Raw genomic sequence first — 15,567 nt, 5'->3', positions numbered from 1 at the left:
GCAACGAGATGCTTTGGCGCGGGTCCTGTCCCTGCTCGTCGTGGGTGCCAGCGTGTTGGGCGGAAGCACCGTATTGCTGATACAGGCGCTACCACCATTACTTCACGGATTTCCATAAAGGCGCAAAACCGGTCTTGACTGCGACCGTGAGGCTCGCAACCGCCATTCTGACAACGAGAAATTCTGTAATGATCTCAATGGGCCAAAAACACCGTAAATGTCAGAACGGCCGCTGAAAACACTGCAGGATTCCATGACTTCCAAGCTGAATACGAGGGTTCGATTCCCTTCACCCGCTCCACGATTTTGTGCGCCACTCTACGATTTTGTACGATGTGGCACGCCTTTTAACGACGCCCCGGTGCCCAGAATTGGTTTCGAGGCATGCGCGGGGTCAAAGGACTTCGCGTCGCAGACGCGTCGATCATGCCACGCCTGGTTTCCGGCAATACCAACGCGCCGACGATGATGACCGGCGAGCGGGCCGCGCGTTTCATTTTGGGCAAGGAAACCGTCTTAGCCCAATGCGGCAGGTTGGCGGTTCAAGAGGGACTCCTCCGCGGCGCGCGCGTGCTGTCGCGCAGCATTAGCGTGGCGGGAAGCTTGATGTCCTTCCGCGGCCCCGCTCTGCCGTTCGTCATGAGCGAGATCAGTTCGGCCGCGGCGGTGGCTCCGAGGTCGCGACGCGGCTGGACGATGGTCGTCAAGGTCGGCTCGCAATAGTCGGCATAGGCGATGCCGTCGAAGCCCACGACGGAGAGATCGTCCGGGATCTGGAGGCCGGCCGTGTGCACGGTCTTGATCAGGCCGATTGCCATTTCGTCATTGGCCGCAAACAGCGCGGTGGGACGCGCTACGGGCTCGAGCGCCAGCAGCGCCCGGCCGGCCTCGACGCCGGCGCGGAAGGTGAAATCGCCGCGCAGAATCAACCCCGCATCGGCCGCAATCCCCGCCTCGCGCAAGGCCTGTCGATAGCCTTCGAGACGCTGCTGCTCGAGGATGTTGGATTTGGGCCCGGACAGATAGGCGATATTTGTGTGGCCCAGTTTGATGAGGTGTCCCACCGCCTCGCGCGCAGTGTCGACGTTGTCGATTGTGATCTGCGGGAACTTCTCGCCAGGAATATACTCGCAGGCCGCAACCAGCGGCACGCGCGCATCGCGCAAGTCGCGGTCGGGGCTGCGCATCACATGGCCGCACAACAGCAGCACGCCGTCGGCCTGACCGGCGCAGACCAGATCGACGTAGCGTGCCTCCTTCCCGGGCGAGCCGGCCAGATTGGCGATGATGAGACCGTAGTCGGCGGCCGATAGGGTATCGTCGATGCCCTGGAGAACCTCGGCGAAGAACGGGTTGGCGATGTCCGGCACCGCCACCAGCACGACCATGGTCTTCCGGACGCGCAGGTTCCTTGCGGAAATGTTCGGCATGTAACCGGTATCACGCACCGCAGCGAGCACGCGCAGGCGGGTTTCCTCAATCACGACTTCGGGGCGGGCCAGCGTCCGGCTGACGGTCGCAACCGAGACTCCTGCCAGCTGTGCAACGTCCGCGATCCTGGCCGCCTTTGGGCGTGTCACTCTGGTTCGCTTGGCCATATCGAGGTTCGCGATTTCGGCGTCATGACGGGACTTGCAAAATCTCGACGTTCTGCTAGCGTCACGATGTAATCGATTACATACGGCATGTAAAGCCATAGCGAGCCCTTAAGGGCCGTAAGACGAATTACACAGGCCTGCAAAAGGCCAATCCGGGAGGGAATGATGAAGCGCACGTTGTTCGCATCGGTAGCGATTGTCGCCACGGCCTGGGCCTCGGCGCCAGTTTCCGCAGAAGAGATGAAGGCGGAGGTCATCCACTGGTGGACCTCCGGCGGCGAGGCGGCCGCCGTGAAGGTGTTCGCCGACCAGTTCAACAAGGCTGGCGGCACCTGGATCGACAGCGCAGTCGCCGGCGCTGCGAATGCACGAAACGCCGCGATCAGCCGCACCGTCGCCGGCAATCCGCCGACCGCCATGCAGCTCAACACCGGCAAACAGTTCGACGAATTGGTGGAGGGCGATCTGCTCGCCGATGTCGATGCGATTGCAACCGAAGGCAACTGGAAAGGCGTGATGCCCGCCGCAATCATTGCCGCGGCGACCCGCAAGGGCAAGATGTATGCGGTGCCGATCAACATCCACGGTCAGAATTGGCTCTGGTACAACAAGGCTGTGCTTGCCTCTGTCGGCGCCGACGAGCCGAAGACCTGGAATGACGCGATTACTATTCTCGACAAGCTCAAGGCCGAGGGCAAGGTGATCCCGCTGGCCTTCTCAGGCCAGAAGAACTGGGAACAGAATCTGTTCAACGCGGTCATGATCGGCGCTGGTGGCGCGCAGATGTGGACCGGCATCCTCGGCAAGCGCGACACCTCGCTGGCGCAGAGCGCCGAGTTCAAGGCGGTCGCCGTCACCTACAAGAAGCTCAAGGACTATGTCGATGCTGGCGCGCCCGGCCGCAACTGGAATGACGCGACCAACATGGTCATCCAGGGCAAGGCCGGAATGCAGATCATGGGCGACTGGGCCAAGGGCGAGTTCATCGCCGCCGGCAAAGTCCCCGAGAAGGATTACGGCTGCACCGTGCTGTCCAATGGCAGTGGCGGCTATGTGATGGGCGGCGACGTGTTCGTATTCCCGAAGGCGAAGGACCCGTCCACCACCAAGGCGCAGATGACGTTGGCGAGACTGATGCTGACGCCCGAGACCCAGATCCAGTTCGCGCTGAAGAAGGGCTCGATCCCGGTGCGTAGCGATGTCGATGCGTCCGCACTCGACGCTTGTGCCCAAAAGGGCATGCGCTATGTCGCAGACAAGGCCCAGCAAATGCCGTCCGGCGACATGCTGGCGCCGCCGGCGCTGATCGGTGCGCTGCAGGATGCGATCTCGCAATATTGGAACACCAGTATGAGCGCCGATGAATTCTCCGCCAAGGTTGCCGCGGTGCTGAAGTCCCAGGAGTGATGCATCACAATAAAGGCGGCCGACGAACTGCGGCCGCCTTTCCTGCCCGTCGACCTCTCCTCAATCCGGCGATGCGATGCGTCTTTCGCTGACCTCACGACTCTCCGCGATCTCCGCGCTCCTGCCGGCACTGCTGGTGATGTTCGTCGTCTATATCGGCGCCACCAGTTGGACCGTGTGGATATCGCTGACCAATTCGCGCATGCTGCCGAACAACAATTTCATCGGGCTCCGGCAGTACGAGATGTTGTTCAACAACGATCGCTGGATCACCTCGGTCCACAACATCGTCATCTACGGTGTGCTGTTCGTTTCACTCGCGCTTCTGATCGGCTTCCTGCTGGCCGTTGCGATCGATCAGCGGGTGCGCGCCGAGGACACGATCCGTTCGATCTATCTTTATCCCTATTCGATGTCCTTCGTCGTCACGGGCCTCGTCTGGCAGTGGCTGCTCAATCCGACGCTCGGCATCCAGCATGTGTTGCGCAGCTGGGGCTTCGAAGGCGCGACGTTCGACTGGATCGTGCGGCCGGAGACCGCGATCTATTGCCTGGTCATCGCGGGCGTCTGGCAGGCTTCCGGCCTCGTGATGGCGATCATGCTCGCTGGCTTGCGTGGCGTCGACGAGGAGATATGGAAGGCGGCGCGGGTCGACGGCCTGCCGAAATGGCGGGTCTATGTGTCGATCATCATTCCGATGATGGACGCAAGCTTTGCGACCGCCGCGGTGCTGCTGTCGACCGGCGTGGTGCGCCTCTACGACCTCTCGGTCGCGATGACCAATGGCGGACCGGGCATCGCCTCGGAGGTGCCCGCCAAATTCGTCATGGATCATTTGTTCGAACGCGCCAATATCGGGCTTGCGACAGCGGCGGCCACCACCATGCTGATCACGGTGATCGCGGTGGTCGCGCCCTATCTCTACTGGCGCGCGCGCAAGGGAGAGATGCGATGACCGCGGTGGCGCAGCTCTTGCCCGCCTCTCGCCGGCCAAAGCGCATGACCCCGGCGCGCTGGGGCCTCTATGCCTTCATCTTCATTACCGCGCTCTACTTCCTGCTGCCGCTGTATGTGATGATCGTCACCTCGCTGAAGCCGATGGCAGAGATCCGGCAGGGCAATCTGTTGGCCTTGCCGGCAGCTCCCAGCATCGACGCGTGGGTCAAGGCCTGGACGTCGGCGTGTACCGGCCTGACCTGCCAGGGCATCAAGATCGGCTTTTTCAACTCGCTGCGCATCCTGGTGCCGTCGGTCGGCATCTCCATTCTGATCGGCTCGCTCACCGGCTATGCGCTATCGCTATGGCGTCTGCCCGGCGCCAACATCCTGTTCGGCGCGATGATGGTGGTCGCCTTCATCCCCTATCAAGTGTTCATCTATCCGTTGGTGCGCGTGTTCTCCTTCACCGGGCTCGGGCAGTCGCTCCTCACCATCGTGATCATCCACACGATCTTCGGCCTTCCGACCATGACGCTGCTGTTCCGCAATTATTTCGCATCGCTGCCGGTCGAGTTGTTCAAGGCCGCCCGCGTCGACGGCGCCGGCTTCTACCAGATCTATGCGCTCATCATGATGCCAATGGCCACGCCCATGATCGTGGTCGCGGTGATCCTGCAAACCACCGGCATCTGGAACGATTTCATCCTGGGGCTCATCTTCGCCGGCCGCGACAATTTGCCGATGACGGTGCAGCTCAACAACATCGTCAATTCGACGCAAGGTGAGCGCGCCTACAATGTCGACATGGCGGCGACGCTGTTGACCGCGCTGTTGCCGCTCGTCGTCTATTTCGGCTCCGGGCGTTGGTTCGTGCGCGGCATTGCCGCCGGCGCCGTGAAAGGCTGACGCACCATGCAGAAATCGAGCGTCGATATCAGGAGCCTGCAGATCGGCTTTGGCGGCCTGAAGGTGCTGGAAAATCTCGATCTCCACGTTGGTGAGTCCGAGTTCCTCGTGCTGCTTGGGCCGTCCGGCTGTGGCAAGTCGACTTTGCTCAACGCCATCGCCGGGCTGATCGACGTCAAGGGCGGCGAGATCCATATCGGCGGCCGTGATGTCACCTGGGCAGAACCGAAGGATCGCGGCATCGCAATGGTGTTCCAGAGCTACGCGCTCTATCCGCGCATGAGCGTACGGCGGAACATGTCGTTCGGGCTGAAGGTCGCGGGCACGCCGCAGAGCGAGATCGAGCGCCGCGTCGGCGAGGCCGCGCAGATGCTGCGGCTCACCAGTCTCCTCGAGCGCCGTCCCAGCGAGCTCTCCGGCGGCCAGCGTCAGCGTGTCGCAATCGGACGGGCGCTGGTGCGTCATGCCGGCGTCTATCTGTTCGACGAGCCGCTATCCAATCTGGATGCCCAGTTGCGCGCCGAGCTCAGGGTAGAGATCAAGCGGCTGCATGCACGGCTCGGTGCCACCATGATCTACGTGACGCACGACCAGATCGAGGCGCTGACGCTCGCAGACCGCATCGCTGTCATGCAGGGTGGCGTGATCCAGCAACTTGATACGCCAAAGAAGATCTATCGCGAACCGGTGAACCGCTTCGTCGCTTCCTTCGTCGGCTCCCCCGCGATGAACTTCATTCCCGGCAGGCTCGCGCGCGGCGGCGAAATGGTATTCGTCGCCGGCGTAAACCGGCTTGGCCTGAACGGCTACGTCTTTCGGAGTCAGCCCACCGACGCACCGGTCGTTCTTGGCATCCGCCCCGAGCATATCGAGATGACGGGGGCCGACGATCAATCCTCGGTGCCTGCGCGTGTCGAGATGGTCGAGCCGATGGGGGCCGACACGCTCATCTGGTGTCGTCTTGCCGACGGCACCGCCTTTTCCTTCCGCCGCGACGCCGACGCGCAGGTGCGTGCAGGTGACGCCCTCGCCGTCCGATTCCCTGCCGACGCCCTGTCGCTGTTCGACGAGGCGAGCGGACAACGCCTCTAAATCCTCCACGCAGCCGAAAGCGAGACATGACCCAACCGATCGACCGATTTTCCATCCAGCTCTATTCCGCCCGCTCCATTAACCCGCTCGAGGCACAATTCGCGCTGCTGTCCAGCCTCGGCTACACAATGGTGGAGCCCTGGGGCGGACTGTTCAACGATCCCGAGACGCTGAAGAAGCTCCTCGATGTCCACGGGATGACTGCGCCGAGCGCCCATGTCGGCCTCGACCGGCTGCGTGAGGATACGGTCGGCACGGCGAGGATGTGCAAGGAGCTGGGGATCGAGACCGTCTTCGCGCCGGCCCCGCCATTGGGTGAGCGCGAGGGTGGCGAAAAGGAATGGCGCGGGATCGGGCGCCAGCTTGCGGAGATCGGCAAGGCGGTGACCGGCGAGGGGCTCAAGTTCGGCTGGCACAATCATCATTGGGAATATGGCCGCACCGGAAGCGGCAAGACCTATCTCGAATGCCTTTTCGAGGAGGCTCCCGACCTCATCTGGGAGGCTGATCTCGCATGGATCGTGCGCGGCGGCGGCGATCCGGTCGCCGAGATCAAGAAGCATGCGCAGCGCCTGGTCGCCTGCCACATCAAGGATCTCGCACCATCGGGACAATGCGCCGATGAGGACGGCTGGGCAGATCCCGGCCACGGCACCATGAATTGGACGGCGCTGCTCGCGGCGATGAAGGAGGCCGGGGTCTCCCTGTTCGTCGCCGAACACGACAAGCCGAACGACGTCGCCCGTTTCGCGCGCCGGGCGCGCGAGACCGTGTCGTCATGGACGTGACGGGGGATCGGATCATGGCTAAGCTCGGTGTCGGCATCGTCGGATGCGGCAACATCTCGACGATCTACATGCACAACATGCCGAAATTCCGCAATCTCAAGCTGGTCGCCTGTGCCGATCTGCGGCCGGAGGCCGCACAAGCTCAGGCAGCGCAGTTCGGCATCGAGGCGTTGTCGATCGAGGCGCTGCTGGCGCGTCCCGACATCCAGATCATCGTCAATCTCACCACGCCGAGTGCGCACTACGGCGTGAGCCACGCGGCGCTTAGCGCCGGCAAGCACGTGTTCGGCGAAAAGCCGATTACGGTGGAGGCCAACGACGCCGCGACCTTGGTCGCGGAGGCGTCGCGTCGCGATTTGAAGCTCGGCTGCGCACCGGATACTTTCCTTGGCGGCGGCGGACGGACAGCACGCGAGTTCGTCGATACGGGTCGGATCGGCAAGGTGCTCTATGGCACCTGCTTCCTGATGTCGCATGGCATGGAGCATTGGCATCCCGATCCAACCTTCTTCTTCAAGCCGGGCGGCGGGCCGATCCTTGACATGGGGCCGTATTACCTTGCGGCCCTCATCAACCTGTTGGGGCCGGTTGCTTCGGTGCAGGGACGTGCGAGCGCCGGTTTCGCCAATCGGCTCGTTACCTCGAAGGGGCCGATGAACGGCAAGACCATCGCGGTGGAAACGCCAACGACGGTGATGTCGCTGCTGCATTTCGAGTCTGGCGCCGACATCATCTTTGCGATGAGCTGGGACGTCTGGAAACACGGACATCCGCCGATCGAGCTTTACGGCACCGAGGGCTCGCTACGCGTGCCGGATCCCAACTTCTTTGGGGGCGTGGTGCAATACACCGAGAAAGGCGGCGACTGGATCTCGGTCACAGCTGACGACCGGCCATTCGGCAAGCCCAACTGGCGCTCGCCGAATTGGGCCGATCATATACCGAACCAGGCGAACTATCGTTGCCTCGGCATCGCCGAACTCGCAAGTGCGGTGCTGCGCGGCACGCCACACCGCTCCTCCGGCGCGTTGGCGAGTCACGCGCTGGAGGTGAAGCATGCGATCCTTAAGGCCGGTGCCGAAGGCGGGGAGATCGCAGTGCGTTCGCGCGTCGAGCGACCGGCGCCGCTGTCCGACGTCGATGCGATGGCGTTGTGGGGCGAGGAGACGTTCTGAATCGCGACAGTCCCTCAGATGATTGCCTGGCGACAGACATTGGGTGAAATGCCCGCTCTGTCTCCTGGAACCAGCGAGGGGAGGCGGGTTTTGGTGGAATATCGAGCTCGGCGGGCGCGTGCTGCTGGAGCGTCGACGGCAGAAGGAAGCATTCGATGAAGATGATCAAGGGACCAGCGATATTCCTCGCTCAGTTCGCTGCCGACGCGGCGCCGTTCAACTCCTTCGACTCGATCTGCGGATGGGCCGCCTCGCTCGGCTACAAGGGGGTTCAGATTCCGAGCTGGGATGGGCGGCTCATCGATCTAAGGAAGGCCTCGGAGTCGCAGACCTATGCCGACGAGCTGAAAGGAATCGCAGCTCGCCACGGCCTTTCCATCACCGAGCTCTCGACCCACCTCCAGGGCCAGCTCGTCGCCGTCCATCCGGCTTATGACGCGGCGTTTGACGGCTTCGCTGCACCTGAAGTCCGCGGCAATCCCAAGGCGCGTACCGAGTGGGCCGTCGACCAGGTCAAGCGCGCGATCCTGGCCTCCAAGCGTCTCGGGCTCACTGTGCACGCGACCTTCTCTGGCGCGCTTGCATGGCCCTACATCTATCCATGGCCGCAGCGTCCGGCCGGCCTCGTCGAGGCCGCCTTCGACGAGCTCGCAAAGCGTTGGCGACCGATCCTTGACCATGCCGACGAGCACGGCGTTGATCTCGCCTACGAAATCCATCCGGGTGAGGATTTGCACGACGGTGTTTCCTACGAAATGTTCCTCGAACGTGTGAATAACCACAAGCGCGCGAACCTGCTCTACGACCCGTCGCATTTCGTGCTGCAGCAGCTCGACTACCTCGACTACATCGACATCTACCACGCGCGTATCAAAGCCTTCCATGTCAAGGACGCCGAGTTCAATCCGACCGGCCGCCAAGGTGTTTACGGCGGGTTCCAAAGTTGGGTCGACCGTGCCGGCCGCTTCCGCTCGCTCGGCGATGGACAAGTCGATTTCGGCGCCATCTTCTCGAAGTTGACGCAGTATGATTACGGGAGCTGGGCGGTGCTCGAATGGGAATGCGCGCTGAAGCATCCTGAGCAAGGTGCGCGCGAGGGCGCGGAGTTCATCAATAACCATATCATCCGCGTCACCGAAAAAGCGTTCGACGATTTCGCAGGTTCCGGTGCGGACCAGCAGGCGAACCGCAAGATGCTGGGCATCTCCTGAGCGAGGGGAACAATATGGCTATCGAAGCAAGCAATGAGGCTGGCGGTCATCGTCGTATCCGGCTCGGCATGGTCGGTGGCGGCCAAGGAGCCTTTATCGGCGCCGTGCACCGCATCGCGGCGCGTATCGACGACCAGTTCGAGCTCGTTGCCGGCGCGCTTGCTTCCGATCCGGTTCGGGCCAAGGCCTCGGCGAAGGAACTCGGCATTGCCGACGATCGCGCTTACGGCTCCTTCGAAGAAATGGCGACGGTCGAAGCCGCGCGAGTGGACGGCATCGAGGCGGTCTCGATCGTAACTCCAAATCACATGCACAGCCCGGTCGCGAAGACCTTTCTTGAAGCCGGAATCCACGTGATCTGCGACAAGCCGCTGACGACGACCGTCGCAGAGGCCGAAGAGCTGGTGGCGCTCGTCAAGAAGAGTGGCAAGGTGTTTGTGGTGACGCACAACTATACGGGCTATCCCATGGTCCGGCAGGCCCGCGCCATGGTCGCGAATGGCGACCTCGGGGAGATTCGGCTCGTCCATGCCGAATATCTCCAGGATTGGCTGACCGAGCGATTGGAGGCGAGCAGCCATAAACAGGCGGCGTGGCGCACGGATCCGGCTCGGTCCGGCGCCGGCGGATGCATCGGCGACATCGGCACCCACGCCTACAATCTCGCCTGCTTCGTCACCGGGCTCGAGCTCGACGAATTGCTCGCACAACTGTCGACTTTCGTCGAGGGGCGGCGCCTCGATGACGATGTCCAGATCCTCCTCAGGTGGAAAGGCGGCGCCAAGGGCATGCTCTGGGCGAGCCAGGTCGCCGTCGGCAATGAGAACGGCCTGACGTTGCGTGTTTACGGCAGCAAAGGCGGCCTCGAATGGGCGCAGGAGAATCCCAACCAGCTTTGGTTCACGCCCTACGGCCGGCCGAAGCAGCTCCTGACCCGGGGCGGCGCCGGCGTCTTGGGCGACGCGGGTCGGGTCACCCGCATCCCCTCTGGCCACCCTGAGGGTTACCTTGAAGGTTTCGCGACCATCTATGCTGAGGCGGCGCGCGCCATCCAAGCGGCAGAGACCGGCGAAAAGCCAGATCCTGACGTGATCTTCCCAACTGTTGAGGATGGCCTGGAAGGCGTGAAGTTCATCGAAGCTGCCGTGAAGTCCGCGACACGCAAAGGCGCCTGGGTTCGGATGACGTAACTGCCGACACATCCATAAAGCAGTCGGTCGATGCGGCTCGCTGCTGGAGGCCATCGTGTCGAGGCTGCATGTGCGGTTGCCTACGAGACCACGGCAGTCGGCATGCCACCGGCGGCGGAAAACGTCATGGTCGCGCTGGTGGAGTTTCGCGGTGATCGAGGGCTCGAACCGATCGGAGCGCTTCACCCGCTCCACGATTTTCTTCGCCACTCTACGATCTTATGCGACTTGGCGCGCTTTTAAGCGCTCGCCTTCGAACGCCACAGTGCCGCGGGTCGGATGAGAGGCCAGTGGGGGATTTCGGCTGCATCGTCAACTTTCGAACGGGGCTGCGTGGATGATGTCGCATACGTTCGGAATCTCAAGACCATGCACGAGACGCCGTCCGATGTCGGCCAGGCCAGTACCAATCGCCGTATGCGGCTTCTTTCTTGCGACTTCGGCCAACGCTTCCGTGAACGCCGCTTTCATTCCGATCCGCGGATAGAGAGCGAGGGTGTCGTCGATCAGGGACGGGGTGATTTCCTCCATACGAAGTCCCATGACGTCGACGTGTGCGCCGAAATGGACGAGCGCGACTTCCGATTGCTTGCGGTCGGCGATGTCGGCGAGGGCGTGGAGCGCTATGGCATCCCAGACGATCTCGGCTTTCGACGTCGGGTAATCGTTCGCAAGCAGGAAGCGGCTTGCGGCGTCAGCGCCGTCGACTTCAAATCGCTTGTCGGCGGCGTGCGACGCCGAAAGGCCGAGGTCATGGAGCAGCGACGCGATGTAGAGAAGCTCGCGATCGTACTTCATCTTTCTTTTTCGGCCGAGGAACTCGGCAAACCACCACGTCCGATGCACATGATTGAGCAGCACCTGGGAATGGGCCTGCTTTGCCAGCGCAGCGGCTTTGCGAGCGAGATCTGAATCCGGAGCGATAATCCCTCCGATTACGACAGGTTTACTCATATATCCTCCTCAAGATTCAAGGCTCACAGGTTTGCAAGCCGGCTTACGTTCGCTGATGGGCCGGCTGCTTGGTTTTGCCGTCCGTCCGGTTCGGCTCGTCTGCGACCTGTGTGGCGAACGCGTCGATCAGATCGCCAAGCTCCTGCGGAGACTCCAGCGGCGAGAGATGGCCGGTACCCGGCAAGACGTGGAGCACGGCGTGCGGAACGCGCGACAGCAGCTCGGCTTTGAGCAAATCCACACTGTCGACCCGGTCGAGTTCGCCCGCGACGACGAGCGTGGGCACATCGATGGCAGCGACATCGCGGGTGATGTCCTCCAGGCTGGTGGACCGCGGCCACGCCGCCTTTGCTTGTGGGGCGCCACGCAGGCTGTCTTCGATCACCTGCTCTCGGTCCTTCGGGTTGAGAACCTTGGCAGTCAGCACTTGGTCGATCGCCGCGCCGATGCTTTCGCGCGTCGCATAGACACTTGCCATCGCCTCACGTGCCTCGGGGGGCATGGCCATGGGCTGAGGAGGCGAGGGGGCGACAAGAACGAGACCAGCCAAGCCATTCGGGCGGCGCGAAGCCATAAACTGAGCGACCTTGCCGCCCATCGAATGGCCGATAAGGACGTATCGATTGAGCTCCAACGCCTCGATCACGCCCTGCGCGTCGTCGGCGAGATCGGCCAAGCCATAGCCGCTGGCAGGAGCGTCGGATTCGCCCCAGCCGCGGTGGTCCGTCGCAAAGGTGCGGTGCGATTTCGGTAAAGCCGAAATGACTTTGCCCCAGGTGCGCGACGAGCCTCCATAATAGTGAAGAAACACGAGGGCGACGTCGCCACTGCCCTGCTCCTCAACGTGAATCCGAATGCCGTTCGCGGCGATTTTCATGGCGATCTCCTTGACCTTCGCAGGGCCGGCGGGTGTCCGGTCGGGCTTAAAGGCGAAGGTAGATCGCGTAGTTTTGGTCGATAATCCTCATATTTTTACCAGGATATGATAATCTTATTATCGAATGGAGGAACCATGGATCGCTTCACCAGCATGGCCGTGTTCGTTGTTGCCGCCGAGGAGGGCAGCCTGATCGGAGCCGCACGGCGCTTCGGCCTGTCGGCCTCCATGGCCGGCAAGCATGTCTCCGCGATCGAAGCTGACCTTGGCATCCGGCTGATGCAGCGGAGCACCCGTCAGCTCAGCCTGACCGATGCGGGCCGCGCCTATTACACGCGCTGCAAACGTATCCTTGAGGAAGTCGACGATGCGAACCGCGAGGCCAGCGATGCGCAACAGGTCGTTCGCGGTGTGCTGCGTGTCGCTGTGCCCTTGACCTTCGGCGCTATGCATCTGGGCGGCGTCCTGGCCCGCTATCTCGAGCAGCATCCTTCAGTCGCTGTCGAAGTCATGCTCAGCGATCGCTATGTCGACCTTCTCAGCGAAGGGATCGACGTCGCGATTCGGATCGGCCGGCTGCTCGACTCCGATCTCGTCGCCAGACGCCTGGCGCCTTGCCGCATGGTGTTCTGTGCATCGCCCGATTTTCTCGATCGATACGGCACCCCGAGGAACGTTGAAGAGCTGCGCCGGGCGCCTCGGCTGGCTTTCAGCGCAGCCGTCTCGGCGGGCGATTGGATGCTGACGGACCCTGAGGGCCAGTCTCATCTGATTGACGGGCCGGTTCGCATGGCGGCGAATAACACGCAAATGCTTCTTGCAGCTGCCCTCGCTGGTGCCGGTCTCGCCTATGGCCCGACCTTCGTCTTCGGGGAGCAAATTGCGGACGGAGACCTGATCGCTTTGCTGCCTGACCATCGCACGTCCGAGCTGGCGATCCACGCGCTGTATCCGTCGGCGCGCAATATCTCGCTGAAAGCGCGCCACTTCATCGACCACCTGATCGCGAGCTTCGGAGCTGATCCGCCCTGGGATCGTGCGTCAGCAACGTCAGGCCGGACGAGGGTCTAGATGGCCGCTACGGCTGTGGATTGCCAACACTGCTCGTCTAAGCGTTGCGATCTCGGTTCGGCGAAGCGGGACGCCGCAGGTGAGATCCGCAGGAGTCCCTGACAATGAGCGAGGTCTGGAGCCGCGTCGTGGTCGGTGGCTTGTCCGGATCCTTGATGCGCTCGAGCAGCAGATTGGCTGCGACCCGGCCGATATCGAGGCAGGGCTGGGCGACGACCGTCAGCCGCGGCTCGAAGCTGTCGGCCCAATCGAAATCGTCGAAGCCGACAAGCGCGACGTCGCGCGGCACCGCGAACCCGCCGCGACGCAGGCCCCGCATCACCCCGATGGTCGCGAGGTTGTTGCCCGCGAGAATGGCCGTCGGCGGGTGCGCGACCCGCATCAGACCTTCGGCCGAGTCCGCAGCCGAGTCGATGTCGATCGAGCCGGGCGCGATCAGATCATCCTCGGCGTCGATGCCGTGCCGCGCGACCGCCGAGCGGTAGCCGGCAATGCGTTCGAGGGTCGTGGCGAAGCCCGGCTGGCCCGGCACCATTCCGATCCGCCGATGCCCCAAACCGACGAGGTGATCGACGAGCCGCTCGACCGATTCCGCGTTGTACACGCCGACCTGATCGAATTCCGCCGACACGAGACGGTCGACGAGCACGGCCGGTATCTTGTTCTCCCTAAGGTAGGTGACGGAGCGTTCGCTCGACGTCGTCGACGGCGCGAGGATGATGCCGTCGACGCGGTGTTGATGCAGTGCCTGCACGACCTGCAACTCCCTTTCCGGAATGTCGTGGGTGTCGGCAAGGAAGATTGTCATGTCGAGCGCTGCGCATTCGGATTCGACGGCCCGGATAATATCGCTGAAATAGGGATTCGAGACGGCCGAGATGGCGATGCCAACGCTGTTGGTCGAGGCGCGGGCCAGCGAGCGGGCGAGCGAATTGGGCGTGTAGCCCGTGGCCGCGATCGCATCGCGCACCGCCTTTTCGGTTTCCGGCCGAACAAAGCGCGTCCCGTTCAGCACGTGGCTGACGGTGGAAAGCGAGACGCCGGCGATCCGGGCGACATCGGCAATGGTAGCCATTTGAAAACAACCTTGAAACGTCCAGCGAGGGACGAGACTCGTTAAAATACACTGTACCAGAACATGATCCGGAAAGGCGCGCAGCGGCATTCCCGCAACATCGTGCTCGGACAAGGAGATCGGGTCATGATCAGATTTCCAACGTCAACCTCCGTTGCGTTGTGGCGCCAGGCTCAAGTTCTCGCCGGTGTCGACATGGAAGAAGTGAGCGCGCTCCATATCGATCCGGAACTGACGACGCTCTCCCTCTGAAGCGTCCTCCTCGGGATGGACCCGGGCGATCGCGCGGAAGGCGCCTTCGGCGAGATCGAGAAGGGTTTCATTGCCGAGGTGTTGACACACGTCGATTTGAAAGCCGATCGTTCCAGACTCGGAGACCTCGCGCGGTTGAAGGATGAGGTGCTCCGGCCGGACGCCGAGGGTGATGCGGCTTTGTCCCGCGGCTCGAAGCATGCAGCGCTGGGCCTCGGGAAGCTCGAGACGGACCGCAGTGTTCGCGCGAACAAGCGCGGCTCCGTCGAACACGAATTCGAGGAAATTCATGGACGGCGAGCCAATGAAGCCTGCGACAAATTTGTTTGCTGGCCGGCGATACACCTCGAGCGGGGGCGCTGCCTGCTGGATGATGCCATCCTTCATGACGACAATGCGCGTGCCCATTGTCATGGCTTCGGACTGGTCGTGGGTGACGTAGACGGTGGTGATGCCGAGCTCATGATGCATCTTGGACAGGAAGGAGCGTGCCTCGACGCGCAGCTTGGCATCGAGGTTAGAGAGCGGTTCATCCATAAGGAACACGCCCGGGCGGCGCACCAGTGCGCGCGCGAGCGCGACGCGCTGGCGTTGACCGCCGGACAGCGCGCGCGGCAGGCGGTCGAGGTAGGCCGCGATCTGCAGCCGCTCGGCAACGTCGGCGACGATGTGCTCCATCTTCTGCGCTGGCGTGCGGCGGATGCGAAGCCCGAAATTGACGTTGTCGCGGACCGTCATGTGCGGAAATAGCGCGTAGGACTGGAACACCATCGCGATGTCGCGATCCTTGGCGGGCAGGTGCGTCACGTCGCGGCCGCCGATACGAAGCGTGCCCCCGGAGATCGACTCCAGGCCAGCAATCATCTGCAGGGTCGTCGTCTTTCCGCAACCGGATGGCCCGACCAGAACGACGAACTCACCGTCGGCGATCTCGAGATCGAGGTTTGGTACGACGACATGTGCGCCATAGCGCTTGACGATGTTGGTGAGCGATACTTGAGCCATCGATGAACAGCCTTCGGCTTTCGGAGG

General features: G+C 62.6%; 14 protein-coding genes and 1 pseudogene. 10 read left to right on the top strand and 5 right to left on the bottom strand.

What is annotated here, in order from left to right:
• Positions 1–384: 384 nt before the first annotated feature.
• Positions 385–507 (top strand): annotated as a pseudogene (locus FXB40_RS45100) (GMC oxidoreductase); the annotation flags it as partial.
• 35 nt (positions 508–542) lie between these two features.
• Here the strand turns inward: FXB40_RS45100 and FXB40_RS45095 are convergent.
• On the bottom strand, positions 543–1,580 hold the full coding sequence (locus FXB40_RS45095) for a LacI family DNA-binding transcriptional regulator (RefSeq protein WP_187437570.1): 1,038 nt from the start codon (positions 1,578–1,580) through the stop codon (positions 543–545).
• A gap of 183 nt (positions 1,581–1,763) precedes the next feature.
• Here FXB40_RS45095 and FXB40_RS45090 point away from each other — a divergent pair, with 183 nt between their 5' ends.
• The 8 genes from FXB40_RS45090 to FXB40_RS45055 all read left to right on the top strand — a co-directional run bounded on the left by FXB40_RS45090 (position 1,764) and on the right by FXB40_RS45055 (position 10,306).
• Positions 1,764–3,005, top strand: a complete 1,242-nt coding sequence (locus tag FXB40_RS45090; RefSeq protein WP_148778693.1) for an ABC transporter substrate-binding protein — start codon at positions 1,764–1,766, stop codon at positions 3,003–3,005.
• Between the two features lie 76 nt (positions 3,006–3,081).
• Positions 3,082–3,960: a carbohydrate ABC transporter permease gene (locus FXB40_RS45085; protein WP_148778692.1), complete on the top strand. Its 879-nt coding sequence runs from the start codon at positions 3,082–3,084 to the stop codon at positions 3,958–3,960.
• Complete coding sequence (locus FXB40_RS45080; protein WP_148778691.1) at positions 3,957–4,850, top strand: carbohydrate ABC transporter permease; 894 nt, start codon at positions 3,957–3,959, stop codon at positions 4,848–4,850. The genes FXB40_RS45085 and FXB40_RS45080 overlap by 4 nt, the downstream gene beginning before the upstream one ends.
• Positions 4,851–4,856: 6 nt before the next feature.
• On the top strand, positions 4,857–5,942 hold the full coding sequence (locus FXB40_RS45075; RefSeq protein ID WP_148778690.1) for an ABC transporter ATP-binding protein: 1,086 nt from the start codon (positions 4,857–4,859) through the stop codon (positions 5,940–5,942).
• 26 nt (positions 5,943–5,968) lie between these two features.
• Entirely contained in the window at positions 5,969–6,730 is a 762-nt protein-coding gene (locus FXB40_RS45070) for a sugar phosphate isomerase/epimerase family protein (RefSeq protein WP_148778689.1), read from the top strand.
• A gap of 14 nt (positions 6,731–6,744) precedes the next feature.
• Positions 6,745–7,905 carry a Gfo/Idh/MocA family protein gene (locus tag FXB40_RS45065; RefSeq protein WP_148778688.1) on the top strand — a complete coding sequence of 387 codons (1,161 nt, stop codon included), beginning with the start codon at positions 6,745–6,747 and terminating at the stop codon, positions 7,903–7,905.
• A gap of 155 nt (positions 7,906–8,060) precedes the next feature.
• The gene (locus FXB40_RS45060; RefSeq protein WP_148778687.1) at positions 8,061–9,116 is read left to right on the top strand and encodes a sugar phosphate isomerase/epimerase family protein; all 1,056 of its coding nucleotides are present in this window, start codon (positions 8,061–8,063) and stop codon (positions 9,114–9,116) included.
• 14 nt (positions 9,117–9,130) lie between these two features.
• On the top strand, positions 9,131–10,306 hold the full coding sequence (locus tag FXB40_RS45055) for a Gfo/Idh/MocA family protein (protein ID WP_148778686.1): 1,176 nt from the start codon (positions 9,131–9,133) through the stop codon (positions 10,304–10,306).
• Between the two features lie 312 nt (positions 10,307–10,618).
• On the opposite strand, the gene FXB40_RS50625 is transcribed toward FXB40_RS45055, so the two are convergent.
• Together FXB40_RS50625 and FXB40_RS45045 are read right to left on the bottom strand one after the other, a co-directional pair.
• Positions 10,619–11,104, bottom strand: coding sequence for an HD domain-containing protein (locus tag FXB40_RS50625; protein WP_430648191.1), 486 nt, complete (start codon positions 11,102–11,104; stop codon positions 10,619–10,621).
• A 199-nt stretch (positions 11,105–11,303) separates the two neighbouring features.
• Positions 11,304–12,137, bottom strand: coding sequence for an alpha/beta fold hydrolase (locus FXB40_RS45045; protein WP_148778684.1), 834 nt, complete (start codon positions 12,135–12,137; stop codon positions 11,304–11,306).
• A 135-nt stretch (positions 12,138–12,272) separates the two neighbouring features.
• Here FXB40_RS45045 and FXB40_RS45040 point away from each other — a divergent pair, with 135 nt between their 5' ends.
• Positions 12,273–13,208, top strand: a complete 936-nt coding sequence (locus FXB40_RS45040) for a LysR family transcriptional regulator (protein WP_148778683.1) — start codon at positions 12,273–12,275, stop codon at positions 13,206–13,208.
• Positions 13,209–13,245: 37 nt separating this feature from the next.
• On the opposite strand, the gene FXB40_RS45035 is transcribed toward FXB40_RS45040, so the two are convergent.
• Positions 13,246–14,283 (bottom strand): LacI family DNA-binding transcriptional regulator, encoded by a 1,038-nt coding sequence (locus FXB40_RS45035; RefSeq protein ID WP_148778699.1) that lies wholly within the window; start codon positions 14,281–14,283, stop codon positions 13,246–13,248.
• Positions 14,284–14,427: 144 nt separating this feature from the next.
• Complete coding sequence (locus FXB40_RS45030; RefSeq protein ID WP_148778682.1) at positions 14,428–15,540, bottom strand: ABC transporter ATP-binding protein; 1,113 nt, start codon at positions 15,538–15,540, stop codon at positions 14,428–14,430.
• Positions 15,541–15,567 lie beyond the last annotated feature (27 nt).

Origin of the sequence: Bradyrhizobium rifense (assembly GCF_008123425.1) — a bacterium.
Taxonomy (GTDB): domain Bacteria; phylum Pseudomonadota; class Alphaproteobacteria; order Rhizobiales; family Xanthobacteraceae; genus Bradyrhizobium; species Bradyrhizobium rifense.
Note: the sequence above shows the minus strand (reverse complement) of the source record. Positions and strands in the feature narration are given on the sequence as shown.